Raw genomic sequence first — 19,665 nt, 5'->3', positions numbered from 1 at the left:
CCCGCTGCTGACGGCATATCAACACTAATCGGTACAGAACCTACAAAAAACGAGCCCCATCACGGGACTCGTTTTTTCATTTCGTCGTTGTTATGCTAACAACTGCGTCATCATTTCTTGATAAATTTGAATAAAGCGTTGGTACATGTCCAAGTCAACGTACTCGTTAACTTGGTGCGCCGTAATATTACCGGGGCCAAAAACAATAATCTGCATCTGCTCATTCTTCACGATGTAGGATGAAGCGTCAGTCCCACCCGGTGCCCCAAAGTAAGGCAACCGTTGGTCTAAGACGCGCTCCCCGACCTTCTTAGCTAACTGAACTAGCGACGCTTCTTCCGGCGTGTGCACCGGATAGAAACTGCTAGAAATATCCATCGATAATTGACCGCCCGCTGCGTTGCAATCGTCAATAATCGCCTGCAAGTCCGCGATGATCCGGTCATTCCGAAGTTCCGGAATCGTTCGAATCTTGACACCCATTTCCGCACTGGCGGGGACCGTATTGATTTGTTCGCCACCCTTGATCAAGGTCACAACCGGCACGGTTGCGCCTAAGACCGGGTTGACCGTCGTCTTAAACTGGTCAAAATAGGCGTTCTGTTTTTGATAATACGTCATCAACTGGTCGATTGCGTTTTGACCAATTTCCGGCATCGAACTGTGGGCCGCAACCCCCTTGGAGCGCACCGTAAAGGTCAGCGACCCCTTGTGGGCCAACTCAATAAAGTGTTGCTCGCTCGTTGGGTTGGCCGCCATCATTTTTTCAGCCACCGTAGCGTCGACCCCGAGCATCGCCTGAATTGGCTTTTGCATCAACAGCCGCTTATCCGCACCACTCGGTTCACCGACAATGACACTTTGCATCTCATCCGCGTAACCTAGCTCAACAAGTTGCTCAGCACCTAAGTGCCCGTCTTCTTCGCCGACCGTCGCCATGAAACGTAGCGTCCCGTGGAGCGGCACATTTTGGTCGTGCAAGCGAATCAAGGCAAACGCCCCCGCTAATAACCCCGACTTCATGTCAGTCGCGCCGCGGCCGTACAACCGGTTATCTTTAATCTCGGCAGCCAGGGCGTCACTCGCCCACTTGGCCGGATCACCAAGCGCAACCGTGTCTTCGTGACCGTCAAAACCAATTACCGGCCCCTGCCCGTCACCAATTTCGGCAACTAAACTGGTCCGTCCCGGTGCGTATTCAATCTGTTTGGACGCAATCCCGTGCTTTGCAAACAAAGCTGCGAGGTAGTCCGCAATCGGCGCCTCGTGATCATTGACGCTCTCCATTTTAACGATATCGACTAATGCTTGAACCGTTTCATCCATCCCGACTTCATCCCCAATAATATTAATAACTTAATTATCCTGCTTTTAGGCGCCCGTTTCAATCGGTCAATTCTAATCAACTGACTTTAGCGCGTCCAACATGTTAACATGTTTCAATTTACGGTGCATCACCCACATGACCAACAAGCTAAAGGCCATCGTTAATAAGGCCGAATAGCCGTAACTGAGCCAGTGGATGTCCGGTGAAAACATCAGCGCGTTCGTTTCAGCCGTAGTCAAAATGTAACGGTGGAGCCAGTTACCAAAGAAGCACCCCACCAAAATTCCGAGCACCGTCAAAATCAGGTTTTCGCGGAAAATGTACATCGTCACTTCGCCGTCATAGAAACCAAGCACCTTGATTGTCGATAACTCGCGAATGCGTTCCGAAACGTTGATATTAGTTAAGTTATATAAAACAACCAGCGCTAACGCCCCCGCCGAGATCACGAAGATTAAGACGACCAGGTTCATGCTGTCGAGCATTTTGAAGTTCGTCTCGCGTTCCGTCTTCATTAGCGTTACGTTGACGACGCCCTTTTGCTTCAATAATTGATTTGCAAACGCGTTGCCGCGCTTTTCGTTAGTACTCGTTAACTGGACTAAATTACTGTTATAAACGGGCGCGCGCTTAAAGACCTGCTGGTAATAACTTGGACTCATGTAAATAAAGTGGTTGACGTAGTTTTCGGCAATTGCCGCCACCTTGACCCGTTTAGCTGCCTGACCAGCTGGTTTAACCCGAATGCTGTCGCCAACCTGAACGTCGTACAGTTTCGCCAGCTTTTCATCGATCACCGCGCCAGTTTGGCCCAACTGGTAACCACGGTGACTCTGACGGTCCCGTAAAACGACAAATTTGTGTAACTGCTGGGGCTTAGCGGGCACGTTCAAGGTCACCGTTTGTTCCGCCACACCGGCTTGTTTGACCGTTACTTGCTTAGAGCGTAGCTTCAAACTGCCCTTGTATAAATCGGCATCCGCCAGGGCGCGCTGCTGCGCCTTGGTTTCCTGGCCACTCCGGGTCACGATTGCGTCGTAGTGCCACAGCTGATTAAACTGTTTAACACTAATGTCGCCAATCGAGTCTTTCAAACCAAACCCAGTGATCATCATCGCCATACAGCCCGCGATTCCGAGTACGGTCATTAGTAGGCGTTGCTTGTAACGGAACAAGTTCCGCAACGTAATTTTATGGTTAAAACTCAAGCGTCGCCATAGGCCGTGCCAGCGTTCCAAGAGTAACGTTTGGCCGGCTTTCGGGGCCTTGGGCTGTAACAACTGGGCCGGTAAACTCCGTAAATCGACCCGTAAGACCACGAGTGCGGTTCCTAACGTGCACAGTAAGGCAATCGCTAGCGCAATGCCAATGTCACCCCACAAGTATTGGACGTTAATTGCCGGCAAATTATACATACTACCGTACGCCTGAGCGATGAACCGGGGGAAGAAGTTCACCCCGAACAACACGCCGAAAAACGTCCCCAGTAACGCAGCCAGGCCACCATAGATCATAAACTCAGCACTAATCGCCGCGTTCGAATAACCGAGCCCTTTTAAGGTCCCCATTTGCAGACGCAATTCCTCGACCATCCGCGTCATGGTCGTCAAACAGATCAACGCGGCAATCGCAATGAAGAACAGCGGGAAGACCGTTGACAGCGCCACGATACGTTGCGTGTTCTCATGATACTCGGTATACCCCGGGTTATCACTGCGGTCACTGTACAGGTACGTTGGCTTTTCAATCGCATTGACTTGCGCTTGCGCTTTTTTCAATTGCGCTTGCAGGCTGACCAGTTGCGGCGCGTTCGCGGGCAACTGGGTCTGTAACTGCGCCACCGTCTGCTTCAACGGGTCAATCTTAGCGGCCGCACGTTGTTGCAGGCTTTGCTGGCGCTTAGCCGCTTGCGGTTTCAGCCATTTTTTCAACTGACGGGTGTTTTGTTTATTCAACCGTTTATAAGTTGCCGAATACGGCGCAACGTGGTCCAAGTTCTTAAACTGAACGTCGATCCGGGTCGCCACCGTCTGCTTCAAGGTGTCCGGCCGGGTATACACCACGTAATCCAGCGTGCCCTTACCCACGTTGGTCACCCCGCGGCTGATGTTTTCCACGTACCGCGGCGAGTTCACGAACCCCACCACCTTAAAGGTTCGGCGGTTAAACTGCTGATTTAGTTTCGTCGTGCTGTCGATTCGATAAGTGCTCCCCAGCTTCAACTTCGGCTGTAACTTCCGGGCGTGGTTATCCAGCACGACCTCGTTAGCGCGCTTAGGGAGACGGCCACTAACGACCCGCAGGCGGTTCAAGCGTTGCTTATTTGGCAATTCGCTGACCCGCACGACCCGGTTATCATTAAGCTGATTCACGTCCACGTATTTCGCCGACTGGTACCGCAAAACAGCTTTATGTTTGGCTAACGCCTGCGTATCGGCAGACGTGAGGCCCATCGTCGACTGGACGCTATTCGTCGCTAACCGCTGCCGTTGATAATAATCGTGGGCGGCCTGTGACATATCGGGACCGGTTGCCCGAATTCCCGTATAAAAAGCAACCCCTAAGAAAATAATCAATAAAATTGAGGCAAAGCGGGCCTTCGACGCCCAAATTTCACGGAAAATGGCTTTTAAATAAACTGTTGTCAATCCGCCACCCCCTACCATTCAATCTCGGCAAGTGGCACCGGGTGCGCGTTGTGTTCAACCGATTGAACTTGGGCGTCGTTAATTCGAATAACCTGATCGCCCATTTGCGCAATCGCACTATTATGGGTCACGATAATCACCGTCGTCTCAGTCTGCTTCGCCGCGTCCTGAATAACTTTCAACACTTGCTTACCAGTTTGATAGTCCAGGGCCCCGGTCGGTTCGTCACAGAGTAACAGTTTCGGCTTTTTAGCCACTGCCCGGGCAATTGCAACCCGTTGCTGCTCACCACCAGATAATTGGGCCGGAAAGTTGTTGGCCCGGTGCGTTAAACCGACTAATTCTAAAACTTCATCAACGTCGAGGGCGTCACTCGTAATTTGAGACGCCAACTCCACGTTTTCACGGGCGGTTAAGTTCGGAACTAAGTTATAAAATTGAAAAACGAAGCCAACATCTTGCCGGCGGTACGTCGTTAACTGGCGGGCCGTCATTTGGCTAACGTCGGCCCCATCAATCAACACCTGCCCACTCGTCGGACTATCCATTCCCCCGAGAATGTTGAGCAAGGTCGATTTACCCGCGCCACTCGGACCCAAGATTGTCACGACCGCGCCTTGGGCCACTTCAAACGAAATGTCGCGGTTGGCGACGGTCGTCTGTTCACCGTTTTGAAACGTTCGGGTTTCTTTCACTACTTCAATATATGCCATTTTGCGCCCTCCTATGTATCCGTTTGCACCTTTTATCATACCGTACTTTCGACCACCCTGGCTAGCAAGTTGCCAAGATGCCCCGTTGGCCGTATCATGAAAGTAACCTTTCAAAGGAGGCGCCACATGGTTACCCAAGTCGTTTTTACCTTACTAATGCTCGCCGTTTTCATGATTGCCTTCACGTACTTTCTGAATACGCTCTTTTTCCGTAAAATCGAGAAAAAGGAGCGCGACGACAAAAAGAACGCTAAGAACCATAACGATTCCAAGCGTTCGTAAAAAAATCATTCAACCGCGACCGGCGTTAGTCGTCTAAACTGGCAAAATACGCCGCTTTTTCGCGTGCCCACTTTTCGTGGTCGGCAGCCGTAATCGGGCGCAACACCCGGCACGGGTTTCCAACCGCAACCACGTTATCCGGAATATCGTGAGTCACAATTGAACCTGAGCCAATTACAACGTTATTCCCAATAGTGACGCCGGGGTTAACCACGACGTTACCTCCCAGCCAAACGTCGTTCCCAATCGTAATCGGTTGGGCGTATTCAAGGGCTTCGCCCCGAATAACGGCGTCAATTGGATGACTAGCGGTATATAAACCAACCCGCGGACCAAACAGTACCCGGTCACCGATCGTAATCGGGGCGCAGTCAACTAAGATTGCGTCGTAGTTGGCATAAAAGTGTTCGCCAATCGTCGTATTGCACCCGTAGTCCGTCCGAAACGGTGGTTCAACGTAGCCGCCAGCGCCAAAGTGCTTAAACAATTGGGGCAACAGTGCTTGGCGTTCCGCAATATGGTCCTCATCGAAGGCGTTAAACTGCCGGGTCAACCGGCGAGCTTGGTGCATTTCGCGTTTTAATTGAACGTCGGCCGCCACGTACAGGCGCCCACTAGTCATGCGTTCTTTTTGTGAAGTCATCTTTTTTCCTCCGTGCGTTTTCGAATGTTAATAGCCGAAACGCGCGTCAAAAGTCAGCTGGCTCTGCTCACCAGCTAACCGACTCTCGGCACACGCTCTAGCGTTTTGGTCCAGTATAGTTACTGGCGTTCCCGCTTAGTTAACCAAATTTACGCTCATTTTGCAAGCCCTCTCAATTTAAGGCCGATGCGCAAGTTACTGGGGGTGCGGTTCGACGTATTTTTTTTAACTGATTATGGCTTTTAGGTGCACGCTGGCGAAGCAATCGTATATAATGTGAGTTATACACACCATCTAAGGGAGTTAAAACTGTGAAAACATTTAAATCTATTATGAGCTGGGTCATTCCGATCGTCGTCGGTCTGGGAATCGCCCTCCTCATTCGGCAATTTTGGTTTACCATGGTCCGAGTCGACGGGACTTCAATGCAGCCTAACTTACAGGACAGCGAACGCGTGGTGGCGTTCAAAACCAGTCCCGTCAAGGCTGGTTCGGTCGTCGTTTTCAACGCGTACGGGGTCGACCCGAACCAAACGGATAAGAAGGCGGTCTACGTGAAGCGAGTCATTGGGATGCCCGGTGATTCCGTACGGTATACCGACTCAGGTCAGTTGTACGTCAACAACAAGTTGGTTAAGCAGACGTATTTAAAGAATAAGTACCAGCGGACGACTGGAACCTTCATGCCGAACAAGCATAGCAAGGTGGCGGGTTGGACGTTGACGAGTTTGAGTCATAATCAGGGGTGGCAGAAGTCACTCAAGACGAACAAGGTGCCGAAGGGGTACTACTTCGTGATGGGGGATCACCGAAGCGTGTCGAATGATGGCCGTTATTGGGGATTGGTCCCTAAGGATGAAATGATTGGCGTGGTAAAGGCCTGGCCGTGGCAGGCACGGAAGGAATTTATTAATGGGTATGAGCCATAGAGTGTGAGGCCAGACGGGTTGGTCTGAGGATTAGCCTAGCCACCGGTGCGATGCGGGTTGTGCATGGTGCCGGTGGCGTAGCTAACCGCAGGACCAGTCTGGCCGAACACGTTTCGGCTATATCGCAGTGAACCGCTGAGCACTACCTAGACAAGGCCATGATGCCTGGTTTTGGCATTGTAGCCTTATCGTAGCAGGCGCAGGCGTCAGTTGGCCCGGAGCACGTTTCGGCTATATCGCAAGCAAGGCATCACCCCAACACCATCTAAACCATCTAAACCACCGGATGCGAATAAAAGCGCACCCGGTGGTTTTCTAAATTTCTCACGATTTACTTAATTCGACACAGTTCAAAGCCTGTCAATAACGTTGAACGCAAAAAAGTTATCCACTGGGGATAACTTTTTTTACTTCGACGACCGTTTTGTCAATAAGTGGACAACTAGGTGATTTAAATACCGCCCCGGCCGGCACTGATCAACTAAAATTAAGCCAATCAGTAACGCCACGAACTGTTGCCACTGACTATTACGGACAAGCGCCAAGCCAGCTAAGACGATCACCGTCATGATGGGAACTAACCACCGGCTGACCTGACGTTCGCGCTTAATGACGCCCTCCCGTTCGACGATCATGGACCCAGAAAAAGCCACAAACGAACGGACTAATCAGAACTAAAATTAACGCCATCAAAATATTTTTAAAGAAATTAATGAACCCGTCCATGAAGTCGCTTTTGGCTTCAACCTGCGGCGTTAGGGCCGTGGGTTTCGGCTTGGGCTTCGTCCGCTTAGCAGGAACCGACCAGGGCCGCCCAGAATCCTGAATAATCTGGTCATCATCGGGTTGCGTGCTCGGCGCTTCTTTTGGCGTTTTCCGCCAAATTTGAAAGACTTTCGGCCAGCGGTACTTGACGATTGGAAACAGCCCGACCGCACAGATCAAGCTGTAGATCACTAACGGATTAAATTGCAGGACGATGTGGTTAACTTCCTGCTTGGCTGTAAAAAACATTACGATAAAGACCGCAATTGCACCGTAAAACCAACTGCTGATCAAATTATTTGCGCGCCACAATCGGGCCACCTCCTACTCGGTTGCAGTTATCAACCGTAACCGCACCATGTGTTTACATTGAATTTGATTTTCGAACAACGGCTGTGGATAATGCTCCACAAAATAGTTTGGCCAAACCGTCTGCATTTCAAACCCGGCGCGCTGGTAAAGTGCCAGTTGCCGCAACGACGAATTCCCCGTGCCGACTTCAAGCGCCGCACATTGCGCGTCCTGGTGAGCGGCATCAATTGCCGCGGCCAGCAACAGTTTAGCAATGCCTTGATGTTGAAAGGCTGGTTGGACCGCTAAGTTGACCACTTCGCGGCTGGTATTAGTTTGTGGGGCCACCACGATTACACCGGCTAGCACTGAGCCGACGAACGCGCCGTAGCAGTCCGCCGTGGCTAAGTAGGTCTGCACGTGGTTCCAATCCGGATCAGCCGTTAATAATAATTGGCGTGGGACCGTTGCGGCCCGCACGAAGCGCACCGTGACGGTCATTTTGCTCGCCGCCGATCCGCATGTTTCTGATAACCATTCCCCCAACAGACGTACGGAATAATCACCGCAATTACCGCCAGCCCGTATTCACGCGCCGTTAGTTGGGGCGCATTGGTTAGGACGAGTATGGCCAACGCGACCGTCCAAAGAATGGGGGCAATCCCGCCAACCCAAAAGTGACGGCTCGCTGAAAAGACCCATTCTTCCAATACCGCAAGCACAATTGTGATGAGACCAATCATAAAAATCATAACGCGCCCCCCCTGTGGACAAGTGCTTAGTGCTTGTCCAATTGTTGTAACATATCCACAAACCGACCAATTGCTTGGTTGTTAATATCATCATCCGAGAAGAACATAATCATTTGACTGCGCTGTTGCGGCGTTAAGTTCGCCTGGGCGCCAAAGTAAACTAGGTAGACGTCGGCCGTTTGGTCGGTCAAGCTTTGACCGTAGTCCGCGTCTAAACTAATCGTAAACTTTTCCCCAAGTTGGTCGCTTAGTGCCTTGATGAACGCTTCAACCGCTTCGGTTTTAACCGTCGTTTCACCGGCAACGACACTCGTAATTACACTGACTTGCATTTGATAAACCCCTCATTATAAATTTATTTATTTCGCTACCACGTTAGCGCATTTTTCGTTTAACTGCAAGCCGACTAGTCTTTCGACTCAGTTAGTAGTTGAAACGTCTGACCGTCGAAGGTCGCAACGGTCAGACTAGCAGGCGCAATCGTCCGGGCCGCGGGTAATTGCTTAGTCGCGAGGTACCGAATCATGCGGGCCACCGCTCCGTCAACAACTAGTAGGACGTTCGTTTGCGCCGCGACCTCGGTATAGACCGTGGTCAAACCGCGTAAGTACCGGTGCCAAAACTCAGCCCCGTTTTCGGCTAGCCTGGCCGCATCATGATCATGTAATAGCGTTTGTAACTCACTCGGCGTTTGGTCCGCCGCAAAGGCCGCGTCACTGGCGTAGCCAAGCTTAGTCGCAAATCCCGACCAAACGGCCGCACGTTCTTGGCCTTCAAAGCCGCCGTAAAACGGGCCGCGTAAGTCTTCCAGCGCTTGTGGCATCACCGCTGACTCGTTATGCCGTAACAGTAGGTCTAACGTCTGCTGCCCACGGCTCGTATCATCCGTCGCCGCCGTTGCAAATTGAACCGGGCGTAACTGTTGGGCTTGCGTTTCAACCGCCATTTTTCCCGTGGGGGTTAACGGGGTGCCACTCCACCCCTGAAAGCGGTCCAACTGATTAAAATACGTTGCTCCCGCAACAACTAAGTAAAGCGTAATTGATTTCATAACGTTCCTCTTTCAAATGTAGTTCACAACGTCCTTATAGAAAAGACGGGCAACCTCGCCGGATTGCCCGCCCTGTTACGACTTGTTTAACGAATAACTAAAACTGAAATGGACGCGTGCTTGGCCATGTAGGCCGCCTGCGATCCAAAATACTTACGCACCCCCTGCTTTGAAACCGACCCAATTACGAGCAGGTCCGGCTTCAACGCAGGAATAATGTCCTTGACGATGGTTTCACCAGGATCGCCTTCATCGACGACCACGTTCACGTCTTGAACCCCGTACCGTTCTGCAAGCGCCTTATACTTCAAGACGTGGGCTTCGAGATCCGCGCGCTTTCCATGGACATAGTCCTTGCTCATCGCTTCGTAGACGTTCATGTTATCTTGTTCCAAAATCGAGACGATCGTCAACTTCGCACCGTCCGCCTTCGCGCGATTAATCGCGTAACGAAAAGCTAACTGGGCGTCTTCCGAATCATCAACCCCAACTAAAATATGTTTAAATTCTTTAGGACTCATCGTTGCCATGACACAACCGCTCCTCGCATAGAAAAATTTAGAACTTTTACAGCTTTATTTTCATCGATTCCGGCCGAATTGTCAATTAGTCCTTCGGCGGATTGGCTTTCAAAACTCGAGCCGGGTTGCCAACAATAATCACGTTATCTGGGAATGAATGGGTCACAACCGCGCCCGCCCCAACAATGACGTTGTTTCCAAGGGTAACGCCGGGCAAGATGCAGGCGCTCCCGCCGACCCAAACGTCGTTACCAATCGTAATTGGCGCCGTTCGTTCAGCTTCCGTTCGCCGAACCGCCGGATCAAGCGGGTGTTGCGGCGTGTAGAGCCCGACCTTGGGCCCAAACTTAACGTCGTTCCCAATCTTAACCAACCCTTCGTCACAAATCGTGACCCCGTGGTTCGCGTAAAAGTGGTCGCCAATCGTAATGTTCACACCGTAACTAAATTCAAAGGTCGGTTCGACAAAGAATCGATCCCCGGCTGAGCGCAAAAGCCCCTTGATTGACTGATTCCGTTCATCGTTATCAACAATCTGATTATACTGCATTAGCTTCCGGCGAATCGTCCGCCGTTGTCGTTGTAAAATCGGCGATTCTAAGTACAGTTCCCCGTTGATCATCTGCTGATAGGCTGAATCATTATCAATTTCCATAATTAACTTCCTTCGTAAATTAGTAGTTTAAGCATACCACACTCTGTCGAATTGCTGTATGATGAGCTTATCATTCAGAAAAGCGGTGATGACATGTACCAATTCGCTATTTTTGACCTCGACAATACCTTATTAGACTTTGACCAAGCGGAGCAAGTGAGTTTAACTACCCTCTTGAAACGCTACCACGTCCCCGACTTAGACCATGCCGTCCAAGTTTACCGGCACTATAATGATCGCGTCTGGCGGGAAATTGAACAAGGCGCCAACCGCGACCAACTTTTGAACCGCCGATTTGCCATCACGTTTCACGAACTGGGGCTCGCGGTTGACGGCGTTCAAGCCCAACGGGATTACATGACCTTACTTGGTCAGGGCACCCAGACGTTTCCGGGCGTCCGCCAACTTCTCACCAACTTGAAGCAAGCTGGCGTGACGCTCCTCATTGGCACCAACGGAGTGCGGCAAACCCAACTCAGCCGCATCACTGGCGCACACTTACGGCCCTACTTCGAGCACATCTTCATTTCTGAAACCGTTGGTCACGATAAACCGGACGTCCGCTTTTTTGAAACCATCGAGCGGGCTTATCCACAGATGACGCCGCACAATACCGTCATGATTGGTGACAGTTTGCGTTCCGATATCACCGGCGGTCAGCGGGCCCACTTATCCACAATTTGGTATAATCCGAGCGCGACACCGCACCCAGCTGGCGCTGTTGAACCGACTTATACGGCCGTCAACTTTGATCAAATACAGGCCTTTATTTTAGGGCTCCCACTTATGTAACGAAACGCACGAACCGTGGTTAGCTCGTACGTTGTTTTCAAAATTAATGATTTTGGCTATTAGCCAATTGGGATTGAAATTGCCGCCAGCAGCGGGTGTAACCGGGTGGCTGGAACACTACGGGCATCGATTTAAGCTCACTCAGAAAACCACTGAGCAATCTCAAATTCGAGCCTTATTCTAAGCCGGAAGCAACCCACTTCCAGCTAAGAATAATTTCGCAGTTGAGCCATGGTTACACCCGCTGCTGGCTAGACTGGTTTTTATACTGAGTTTAACGGTTTGCTTTAGTTAAGAACCAATTAATGAAGCTGATTCCGCAGAACGGTTACTGAATTAAATTAAATATAATTGCTTACTTATTCCAGTAGTCATAGCGAACTAATTATAAATTCAATTGGCATCCTTCTTAGCAAATCAGCACCATATATCAATAGAACCTTAATATTTAGGAACATACAAGCGGCTGTGACTGATGTCACGGTCGCTTTGTTGATTCAGATATTTTTCTTCGGCGTTAACTAATGAAACTTGAATTAAGCTTAGCAGACCGGAACACTACCTATCATCAATTTTCAGCAAAAGTCTGGTATTGTTTTGGTAAATTGGGGCCGTACTCGAAACTCGCTGAAATGTGCTCAATCAAGCTGGGAGCTCCGGTTAGCTACGACAGTAGCCCAACGCCAAAACCGCAATAGTGCTCTCCTGCCTTATAGCCGAAACGTGTTCGGGCTGACTTGGTCCTGCGGTTAGCTACGCTAGCCACTGTCCTGCAACATTGCCGAAACGTGTTCGGAGTGACTGACGCCTGCGCCTGCTACGACAGCGGCCCAACGCCAAAACCGCGTCATGCCACTGTCTAGGCAGTGCTCAGCATCAACCCGTCACTCCTCACACTCTACAAAATGCGTATTCCCCAAACCACCACCTACTTGCATCACACTACCACCATGCCGCAACCGACCTAAGTTTACCGGGTGGAAATTCAACGGCTTCACCAACGCCGCGAACTCCTTCTTCGCCGCCCGGTCATCTCCCGCATAGAACAAGACCCGCTTACCAGGCCCCGCCACGTGTCCATCCATATACTTCGGCGGCAACGTATTAAACGCCTTTAACATCCGCGCATTATTCGCCGACTTCGCCAAAACCTCACTCCCCGTCAACGGCTTCGTTACAATCTTCTTAAAGTCCGCCGTAAACTGGTTCGTCACGTCCACCACGATTCGCTGCTCGTAATCCTTAATCAGCTCTAAGACCGCCGGCGCCTGCTCAAACGGTACCGCCATAATGACTAGCGGTTGCTGCAACGCCGTAATGACTTCAACAAATTCAACGTTCGCGGGAAACTCATCCCGCCGCGCAGCTAGACTTTCCGCACCGTGACGACGACTCAGATAAACCTGATTATCACCACGCGCAAACGTTTGCGCCAAAACGGTTCCAACCGTGCCTGCGCCTACAATTCCAATTTCCATCTCTATCACCATCCTAACTAAAGGATAACGAACTAATGGCCGGACTGCACTTAATAAGCTTATTCTTAGTCCTTATCATCTAAAAGTTGGTGGGAACGCACCCCTTGATGGTTGGCAGCCTTTTCAAAGCGCCGCTGCAATTCCGCCTGATTCGCGACACTTTCAAAATCATCCTTAATTTCAAATGGTAACCCGCCTTCAATAATACTTTGTCGGATAAAGAGATTAATGGCCGCTGGGAGATCTAAGCCTAATGATTTAAAAATTGTCGTTGCTTTAATTTGATCCGTCCGCTCAATTTCTACCACAATCGATGAACATTGTTGCTTAGCACTATTCATCGCAATCATCTCAAAAATAAGGTACCACGAACTGCACGTAATCAACACTCGATGGTCTTACAAAATGATCGATATGGTTACACCGGCTTTACAGCAAAAAAACGGCTCCCCATCAAGGGAACCGTTCATTAACTTAATCCTTAACCGGGTGCTCGGCCACGTACGCGTCAATGCCCACCTTCAAGCGGTTGAGGCCGTCCGTTAGTTGGCTCGTTGGACAGGCCACGTTCATCCGTAAGAAGTGGGCGCCGTCACCGCGATACACGTCCCCGGCCGACAGGAAGAGGCCGGTGCGTTTGCGAATATCAGTGGCAAGTGCCGCGCTGTCAGTAGCGACCCGCCGCGTATCGAGCCACAATAAGTAGGTGGCTTGCGCCTCAACCACTTTTACCAGCGGTAGCTGCTCAGTCACAAAGGCTTGCACCTGGCGCTGATTAGCCGTAATTTTGGCGCGGAGCGCGTGGAGCCACTCGTGGCCGTCCGTGTAGGCGGCAATGCTGCCAGGAATGGCGAACGAATTGGGTTCGGCTAGCTCGTCATTGTTGATGGCGCGGCTGATTAGCGCGCGTACGTGGGCGTCCGGCATGATCAAGGTTGCCGCGTGCAGGGCCGCCACGTTGAAGGTCTTGCTGGGAGAAACACAGCTGACGCTGTTCGCCGCAACCGCGGGCGTCAAGGACGCAAACGGGACGTATTCCTGCCCGTTTAACGTTAGGTCGCAGTGGATTTCATCGGCGACGACAAAAACGTGGTGACGCAGGCACAAGTCCCCAATGCGCTGAAGCGTTTCCCGGGACCACACGATGCCAATTGGATTCTGCGGGTTGCACAAAATCATCATGGTCGTGAGCGGATCGGCTAGTTTCCGTTCAAGGTCGTCCCAATCAATCGCGTACTGGTCACCATTATCAACCAAGTTGCTGGCAAGCGTGTGGCGACCGTTATTTTCAATCGAGTGGTAAAAGATGTTATACACAGGGGCCTGAACGAGCACGTTATCTCCAGGCGCTGACATTTTACGCACAATTGAACTAATTGCCGGAACCACGCCAGTACAAAACATTAACCAGTCTAGTTGCGGCCGGAAGTGGTGTTCGCTGGCCCACCAATCCGCAACCGCCTGGTAGTAAGCCGTTGGTACTTCTTCGTAACCGAAAACGCCAAACTGGGCGCGCTTGGCTAACGCGTTGGTGATGGCTGGGGCGGTCTGAAAGTCCATGTCAGCCACCCACATGGGCAGTTCATCGGCACCGACATCCCACTTAACGGAGTTCGTGTGCCGGCGGTTTAAGACGGTTTCAAAATCATACGGCATGCGGGGCACGGCTTTCTTGGTCAACACTAATGGTCGTCTGCGTAGCGTCAATTTCAGAATCATCCATGATAATCTTACCGATTGCGGTTGCGTGAATTTTACCACTAATGGGGTTCTTAACACTATCAATCGTTGAAACAACGTCCGCATCAATGTTACTGCAGTATTCAAAGGAGAGGTCGGTGTTGAGCAACGTGCAGTTTTCGAGCGTCACGTCGTCCATGTAACACAGACCCTGGTCGCTTTCAATCGTACAGTTAACGAAGCGAATGTGTTTCGAGTTCCAGCCCAAGTATTCGCCAATAATCTGCGAATCATAAACCGTCACGTTTTCACAATTCCACAGGGCGTCCTTCGTCATCAGCGTGGCGTTATGAATTTCAACATTTTTAGCGCCGTCAAACGCGTAGTTGCCAACCAAGTTAAAGTGATTAATTGAAATATTTTGACTATTCATTCCAAAGTAGTCGCCGTTAGCCTGAACGTCGTTTAATTCGATATCCTGGCAGTTCCACAACGTTTCCTCAGCGTGTGAAAAGTGGACGTGATCCAGTTTTATTTGCCGGGCCCGCCGGAATAACTTCGGCGCCTGCAAAGTACTATTCGTAATCGTAATGTCATCGGTATACCAAATCCCCGACCGCGACATTTCTTCAAACAAGCCGTGATCAACGGTCACGTGCTTGCTGTACCATAACGGGTACTTCCACTTAAAAATCGGTTGCTTTAAGTTAACATTGCGACTTTCTTTGAGCGGCGATTCACCATCTGCAAAGGTCGTATTATTAATTTGGAGGTCGTGGGCTTTAAAAAGGGCCCGCTCCCCCGTTAAAAATTGTTGGTTAATGGTTTTCATTTGATAACTTCCTTCTTTTAACTCAATAATCTTATTTTAGTCGCTTCGAGTAACACGAAGGCAAGCCCTTCCATGAATTTTTTCACCAGCTATTCCTTAACGATGGCAGTATTGTGCTTCCTAAACCGCCCTTCAAGCGCCCCTTGTCAAATGCTGGAACGTGGTGGACACGGATTTGAGCCGACACCCCACGTCTCAAACACCGGTCTTACACTAAGTAAGCCAACAACGCTTACTAAGTGTAACGACACCACTGAGCATTTTCGGGGCGCCTGAAGGGCTAGACTAGCTTAAAGGCTATAATCGTGGTACCCAACAATTAACCAAGCTTCCAAGTCCCTTAAGTTAATATAAGTAATTAGCCAATCGATGCCCGCAGTGTTTCAGCCAACTGGTTACAACCACTATTGGCGGAAATCTCAACACCAATTGGTATCGCGCCCAAAAAGCCGGTCCCACTAGTTATCCAACACTAATGAGACCGGCTATCAACTTATTTAATTTTAACCTTAACCTTTATCTTGGTTGGCAACTGACCGCAACAGCGGCGGCGCATCCGCCACCACCGAATTAAATCCCAAACTAATAATACGACCGTTACGAACCGCGACCTCCGTCGACCCATGCGCTTCACCCCGTTCTATCTTTAGGGCTAGCTTACCACACTACTCGGCGTGTGCCGAATTTTGAAGCTGAATCATGTCGTAATAGTAACCCCGCTGCTGCATTAGCTCTGCATTGGTCCCGCGCTCCACGATCTTACCTTGGTGTAACACTAAGATCAGGTCCGCATTTTGAATCGTCGAGAGGCGGTGCGCAATCGCAATCGTGGTTCGGTTCTGCTGAATGCGGTTCAACCCCGTTTGAATCATTTCCTCGGTTTCGGTATCGACGTTCGCCGTGGCTTCATCCAAAATTAAAATCTTGGGGTCAGTCACGATCGTACGGGCAAACGAAATCAACTGGCGCTGCCCCGACGAATAACTAGCCCCGCGTTCAATCACCCGCGAGCGATAATTTTCGGGTAGGTCGTTGATGAAATCGTCCGCCTTCACGAACCGGGCGGCGTCACGAACCTGCTCATCCGTAATCTGGTCGTTAAACATTCGAATGTTCGAGTTAATGTCCCCGTAAAACATAAACGGCTCCTGTAAAACGAGGCCTAGTTTTTGCCGTAATTCGGCCGCCGGATACTCGCGAATATCGCGATCGTCAATTAGGACTTCACCGGCTTGAAATTCGTAGAAGCGCATTAAAACATTGATCGTCGAGGTCTTCCCGCTCCCAGTTTGACCAACTAGTGCCACCGTTTGACCGGGCTCGGCCACAAACGACACGTCGTTTAGCACTGGGTGAGTGCCATCGTAAGCAAAGGTCACGTGCCGAAATTCAATCTTCCCGCGGGTAATTTTAGCCGTTGGGTCGGCGTGTTGGGCCGGCGCAATCGTCGGGTCATCCATAATCCGCAGCACCCGCGAACCGGCCACCACCCCGTCTTGAAAATCAGATAAATTATCCATCATTGATGTCATTGGGTTATAAAAGTTATTTAAGTACGTAATGAACGCGTACACTTCCCCGGCCGCAACGTAACCGTCTAAGCCCCGAATTCCAAAGAAGCCCAGGACAACAACGGTTCCCAGCGCGTAAAACAGGTTGATCAGTGGACTGAGTAATAACGAATTCGTCCGAATCATCGCTTGCCGGGTGCGGAAGTAGGCGTCGTTGGTGTGGTCAAATTCACCGTTGATCCGCCGCTCCTGCCGGAATTGTTGAATGACGCTGATTCCGGTAATTGCTTCACTCAGTTTGGTGTTCAGTTCACTGAGGCGCTCACGCATTCGCCGGTACACCTTCGAGCTATAACGTTGGTAATACCAGATGGTCACTGCTAGAAACGGCATGAAAATTAGGAGCCAGAGCGAAATAGTCTGATCCGTTAACAACATCGCGATAAAAGAAGTTATAACCGCAAAGAACGCCGTAAATAGTGTGTTAAATAGGGCCCAGAAGTTGGAAAACGACATGGTATCGTTCGTCAGCCGGGACAGAATCGAACCGCCAGGCACTTGGTCGAAGTAGCGCATCCCCATCCGGTGTAGCTTTGCAAATAACTGACGGCGAACGTTTTCTAGCATGTATTCGGCCCCCATCGTGCTGGCGTAGTTCTGACTAAACTGGAATAACGCCCGTACGACCATGCCGAAGAAGTAAAGGGCGGCAAAGTACCACATAATTACCGTGGTCGCATTGCCAGTTCGAAGGTAGCGGTCTAAGTACGTTTGTAACACCCGGGGAAGGTAAATATTGACGACGCTCACGAGTCCTGAAAACAGGATGGCACCAAAAAAGTACCACTTAAATGGTTTGGCGTACGGCAGGAGCCGCCGGATCACATTCAATTGTTCCTTGACCGGCATGCTGCGGGCCCATACGGATTGACGAGCTGCCATTAGTGCACCGCCCCCTTCACTTTAGTTTCGAGTTGTTGCCGTTCAAACATCGCCTGGTACCAGCCGTGCTGAGCCATTAGGTCCGCGTGGGTCCCACGCTCAACCACCCGGCCGGCGTCTAAGACGATAATTTCGTCGGCGTTCATGACCGAACTTAACCGGTGCGCGGCGATAATCGTCGTCTTATCGGCCCGCTCAGCCTTTACGTTCGCCAGGATTTCAGCCTCAGTTTCGGCATCGACCGCCGACAACGCATCGTCTAGGATCAGCAGTTCCGGATCGATCAGGAGCGCCCGGGCAATTGCCAAGCGTTGCCGTTGACCACCGGAAAGGGAAATCCCCTGCTCACCTACTTGGGTATCATAACCATCCGTCATGCTTGCGATTTGCCCGGCCAAGTCGCTTTTAGCGGCCACGGCTTCAACCGTTGCCTGACTGACGTGCGGGTCGGCAAAGCGAATATTTTCGCGAATCGTATTTGAAAATAAAAAGCTATCCTGGGGCACGTAGCCGATGGCCGGCAAATACTGGTCAAGCGCATACTGCTTGATGTCGTGACCACCGTACCGAATTTGCCCCTGGTACTGGTCAAATTCGCGGAGTAATAACCGCATAATCGTCGATTTACCGGAACCGACCCGGCCAACGATGCCGAGCGTTTGACCGGCATGCAACTGAAAGTGGACGTCGACCAGACTCGTGCCGGCGTCGTTCGGATAATTAAATTGCTTAATTTGATAGTCAATATCACCGTGGGGGCGCGTTGTAAGCCCCTTTTTAGCGTCAACGATGGCGCTCGTTTGGTTAAGCAGTTCCATGACCCGGTCGTAGGAAGCGTTCCCGCGTTCCATCGTGTTAAAAAGCATCCCAACCGCAAACATCGGCCAGACCATCATGCCCAAGTAGGTCACGAACGAGACGAGGTTCCCAATCGTGATAATGCCGTGGGTGACGTACAGGCCGCCTAGGATGATCGTGGCGGCGTACGAAACGGCAATGATCAGCGTAATCGCCGGATCAAACAGCGAGTCCAAGAAGTTGACCCGCCGGTTGATTTTGATGGTTTCGTCAATTTGATCGTTAAAATCCGCAACGTCGGCCTTTTCCTGCCCGAGAGCTTTGATTACTTTGATTCCGCTAATGCTTTCCTGTGCCTTGTTATTCAGCCGGGAAAAGGCGGCTTGGGAGGCCCGAAAGGCAACGTGAATCTTTTTGCCGAGGTAACGTGACGCAACCGCAAGGAGCGGAAACGGTACGACCGCAATCAGGGTCAAGCGCCAATCAATCAGCGCCATCATCGCAATTAACGTCGTTCCCCCGGTGATAATTGAATCGGCGAACTGTAAAATCCCACCACCGGCGACCCGTTCGATCGCGGTTAAGTCGTTGGTGGCGTGCGCCATCAAATCACCGGTCCGGTACTTCTGATAAAAGGTGGCGTCCATTTTCATGAAGTGCCAAAACAGCCGCTCACGGAGCGTCCGTTCAAGGCCGGCCGCGCCGCCCCAAATGGCGTTGCGCCACAGGTACCGCGACAGGTACTGACCAACGGCGGCGGCCACTAAAATACCAAGGTAAATTGCCAGTGAGCGCGCCGTTAGCCGGTGTTGATTAATCCCATCAACGACGTTCCCGATGACGCGCGGCGGAATGATTCCAATAATGGCGGTAAAGACCAGCCCGAGAACCCCCGCAAGGTAAAGCTTCCATTCCCGGCGAAAGTACCAACCGAGTTTTAAAAAAATGCCCAAGACGCAACCCCCTTTAATTATTAAATATTAATTAAATTATAATTGAAACAACATCATATCATACCACAACCCTCGCACCGACTCGTGAATTTTGTTCGCGGT

General features: G+C 50.8%; 21 protein-coding genes. 3 read left to right on the top strand and 18 right to left on the bottom strand.

From position 1 onward, the window contains the following. Window positions 1-90 precede the first annotated feature (90 nt). The 3 genes from FFM79_RS09230 to FFM79_RS09220 form a co-directional block, all read right to left on the bottom strand. On the bottom strand, window positions 91-1,326 hold the full coding sequence (locus FFM79_RS09230) for an ArgE/DapE family deacylase (protein ID WP_137643188.1): 1,236 nt from the start codon (window positions 1,324-1,326) through the stop codon (window positions 91-93). Between the two features lie 72 nt (window positions 1,327-1,398). Continuing rightward, window positions 1,399-3,993, bottom strand: coding sequence for an ABC transporter permease (locus FFM79_RS09225; protein WP_137643187.1), 2,595 nt, complete (start codon window positions 3,991-3,993; stop codon window positions 1,399-1,401). After that, window positions 3,987-4,688 (bottom strand): ABC transporter ATP-binding protein, encoded by a 702-nt coding sequence (locus FFM79_RS09220; protein WP_137643186.1) that lies wholly within the window; start codon window positions 4,686-4,688, stop codon window positions 3,987-3,989. The genes FFM79_RS09225 and FFM79_RS09220 overlap by 7 nt, the downstream gene beginning before the upstream one ends. Window positions 4,689-4,814: 126 nt before the next feature. Here FFM79_RS09220 and FFM79_RS12660 point away from each other — a divergent pair, with 126 nt between their 5' ends. Further along, window positions 4,815-4,970: a hypothetical protein gene (locus tag FFM79_RS12660; RefSeq protein ID WP_170177434.1), complete on the top strand. Its 156-nt coding sequence runs from the start codon at window positions 4,815-4,817 to the stop codon at window positions 4,968-4,970. A gap of 25 nt (window positions 4,971-4,995) precedes the next feature. On the opposite strand, the gene FFM79_RS09215 is transcribed toward FFM79_RS12660, so the two are convergent. Next, complete coding sequence (locus tag FFM79_RS09215; RefSeq protein ID WP_137643185.1) at window positions 4,996-5,613, bottom strand: sugar O-acetyltransferase; 618 nt, start codon at window positions 5,611-5,613, stop codon at window positions 4,996-4,998. Between the two features lie 311 nt (window positions 5,614-5,924). Between FFM79_RS09215 and lepB the strand changes: the two genes are divergently transcribed. Beyond that, window positions 5,925-6,542, top strand: coding sequence for a signal peptidase I (gene lepB / locus FFM79_RS09210; RefSeq protein WP_137643184.1), 618 nt, complete (start codon window positions 5,925-5,927; stop codon window positions 6,540-6,542). Between the two features lie 407 nt (window positions 6,543-6,949). Here lepB and FFM79_RS09205 read toward each other — a convergent pair whose 3' ends face one another. The 8 genes from FFM79_RS09205 to FFM79_RS09170 form a co-directional block, all read right to left on the bottom strand. Continuing rightward, window positions 6,950-7,177 carry a hypothetical protein gene (locus FFM79_RS09205; protein WP_137643183.1) on the bottom strand — a complete coding sequence of 76 codons (228 nt, stop codon included), beginning with the start codon at window positions 7,175-7,177 and terminating at the stop codon, window positions 6,950-6,952. Further along, window positions 7,149-7,619 (bottom strand): hypothetical protein, encoded by a 471-nt coding sequence (locus tag FFM79_RS09200; protein WP_137643182.1) that lies wholly within the window; start codon window positions 7,617-7,619, stop codon window positions 7,149-7,151. The genes FFM79_RS09205 and FFM79_RS09200 overlap by 29 nt, the downstream gene beginning before the upstream one ends. Before the next feature lie 12 nt (window positions 7,620-7,631). Beyond that, entirely contained in the window at window positions 7,632-8,099 is a 468-nt protein-coding gene (locus FFM79_RS09195) for a GNAT family N-acetyltransferase (RefSeq protein ID WP_137643181.1), read from the bottom strand. After that, a complete protein-coding gene (locus FFM79_RS09190; protein WP_137643180.1) occupies window positions 8,096-8,350 on the bottom strand; it encodes a hypothetical protein in 255 nt (84 codons plus the stop codon). The genes FFM79_RS09195 and FFM79_RS09190 overlap by 4 nt, the downstream gene beginning before the upstream one ends. A gap of 26 nt (window positions 8,351-8,376) precedes the next feature. Continuing rightward, a complete protein-coding gene (locus tag FFM79_RS09185; RefSeq protein WP_137643179.1) occupies window positions 8,377-8,682 on the bottom strand; it encodes a hypothetical protein in 306 nt (101 codons plus the stop codon). A 74-nt stretch (window positions 8,683-8,756) separates the two neighbouring features. Next, window positions 8,757-9,401 carry a histidine phosphatase family protein gene (locus FFM79_RS09180; protein ID WP_137643178.1) on the bottom strand — a complete coding sequence of 215 codons (645 nt, stop codon included), beginning with the start codon at window positions 9,399-9,401 and terminating at the stop codon, window positions 8,757-8,759. A gap of 86 nt (window positions 9,402-9,487) precedes the next feature. Then, entirely contained in the window at window positions 9,488-9,931 is a 444-nt protein-coding gene (locus FFM79_RS09175; RefSeq protein WP_137643177.1) for a universal stress protein, read from the bottom strand. A 76-nt stretch (window positions 9,932-10,007) separates the two neighbouring features. Further along, window positions 10,008-10,577, bottom strand: coding sequence for a sugar O-acetyltransferase (locus FFM79_RS09170; protein WP_137643176.1), 570 nt, complete (start codon window positions 10,575-10,577; stop codon window positions 10,008-10,010). Window positions 10,578-10,670: 93 nt separating this feature from the next. On the opposite strand from FFM79_RS09170, the gene FFM79_RS09165 reads away from it, so the two are divergent. Beyond that, on the top strand, window positions 10,671-11,369 hold the full coding sequence (locus FFM79_RS09165) for a YjjG family noncanonical pyrimidine nucleotidase (RefSeq protein ID WP_137643175.1): 699 nt from the start codon (window positions 10,671-10,673) through the stop codon (window positions 11,367-11,369). An 884-nt stretch (window positions 11,370-12,253) separates the two neighbouring features. On the opposite strand, the gene FFM79_RS09160 is transcribed toward FFM79_RS09165, so the two are convergent. The 6 genes from FFM79_RS09160 to FFM79_RS09135 form a co-directional block, all read right to left on the bottom strand. Further along, window positions 12,254-12,847 carry an NADPH-dependent F420 reductase gene (locus tag FFM79_RS09160; RefSeq protein WP_137643174.1) on the bottom strand — a complete coding sequence of 198 codons (594 nt, stop codon included), beginning with the start codon at window positions 12,845-12,847 and terminating at the stop codon, window positions 12,254-12,256. 65 nt (window positions 12,848-12,912) lie between these two features. Then, window positions 12,913-13,236: a type II toxin-antitoxin system RelB/DinJ family antitoxin gene (locus FFM79_RS09155; RefSeq protein ID WP_225424423.1), complete on the bottom strand. Its 324-nt coding sequence runs from the start codon at window positions 13,234-13,236 to the stop codon at window positions 12,913-12,915. Between the two features lie 85 nt (window positions 13,237-13,321). Further along, window positions 13,322-14,503, bottom strand: a complete 1,182-nt coding sequence (locus tag FFM79_RS09150; protein ID WP_137643221.1) for a MalY/PatB family protein — start codon at window positions 14,501-14,503, stop codon at window positions 13,322-13,324. Next, the gene (locus tag FFM79_RS09145; protein WP_137643173.1) at window positions 14,493-15,359 is read right to left on the bottom strand and encodes a DUF3737 family protein; all 867 of its coding nucleotides are present in this window, start codon (window positions 15,357-15,359) and stop codon (window positions 14,493-14,495) included. Before FFM79_RS09145 ends, FFM79_RS09150 begins: the two co-directional genes overlap by 11 nt. 665 nt (window positions 15,360-16,024) lie before the next feature. Beyond that, on the bottom strand, window positions 16,025-17,812 hold the full coding sequence (locus tag FFM79_RS09140; RefSeq protein ID WP_137643172.1) for an ABC transporter ATP-binding protein: 1,788 nt from the start codon (window positions 17,810-17,812) through the stop codon (window positions 16,025-16,027). Beyond that, window positions 17,812-19,563, bottom strand: coding sequence for an ABC transporter ATP-binding protein (locus FFM79_RS09135; protein ID WP_137643171.1), 1,752 nt, complete (start codon window positions 19,561-19,563; stop codon window positions 17,812-17,814). The genes FFM79_RS09140 and FFM79_RS09135 overlap by 1 nt, the downstream gene beginning before the upstream one ends. Between the last annotated feature and the right edge of the window lie 102 nt (window positions 19,564-19,665).

Source organism: Lactiplantibacillus modestisalitolerans (genome assembly GCF_005405425.1).
Classification (GTDB): Bacteria; Bacillota; Bacilli; order Lactobacillales; family Lactobacillaceae; genus Lactiplantibacillus; species Lactiplantibacillus modestisalitolerans.
Note: the sequence above shows the minus strand (reverse complement) of the source record. Positions and strands in the feature narration are given on the sequence as shown.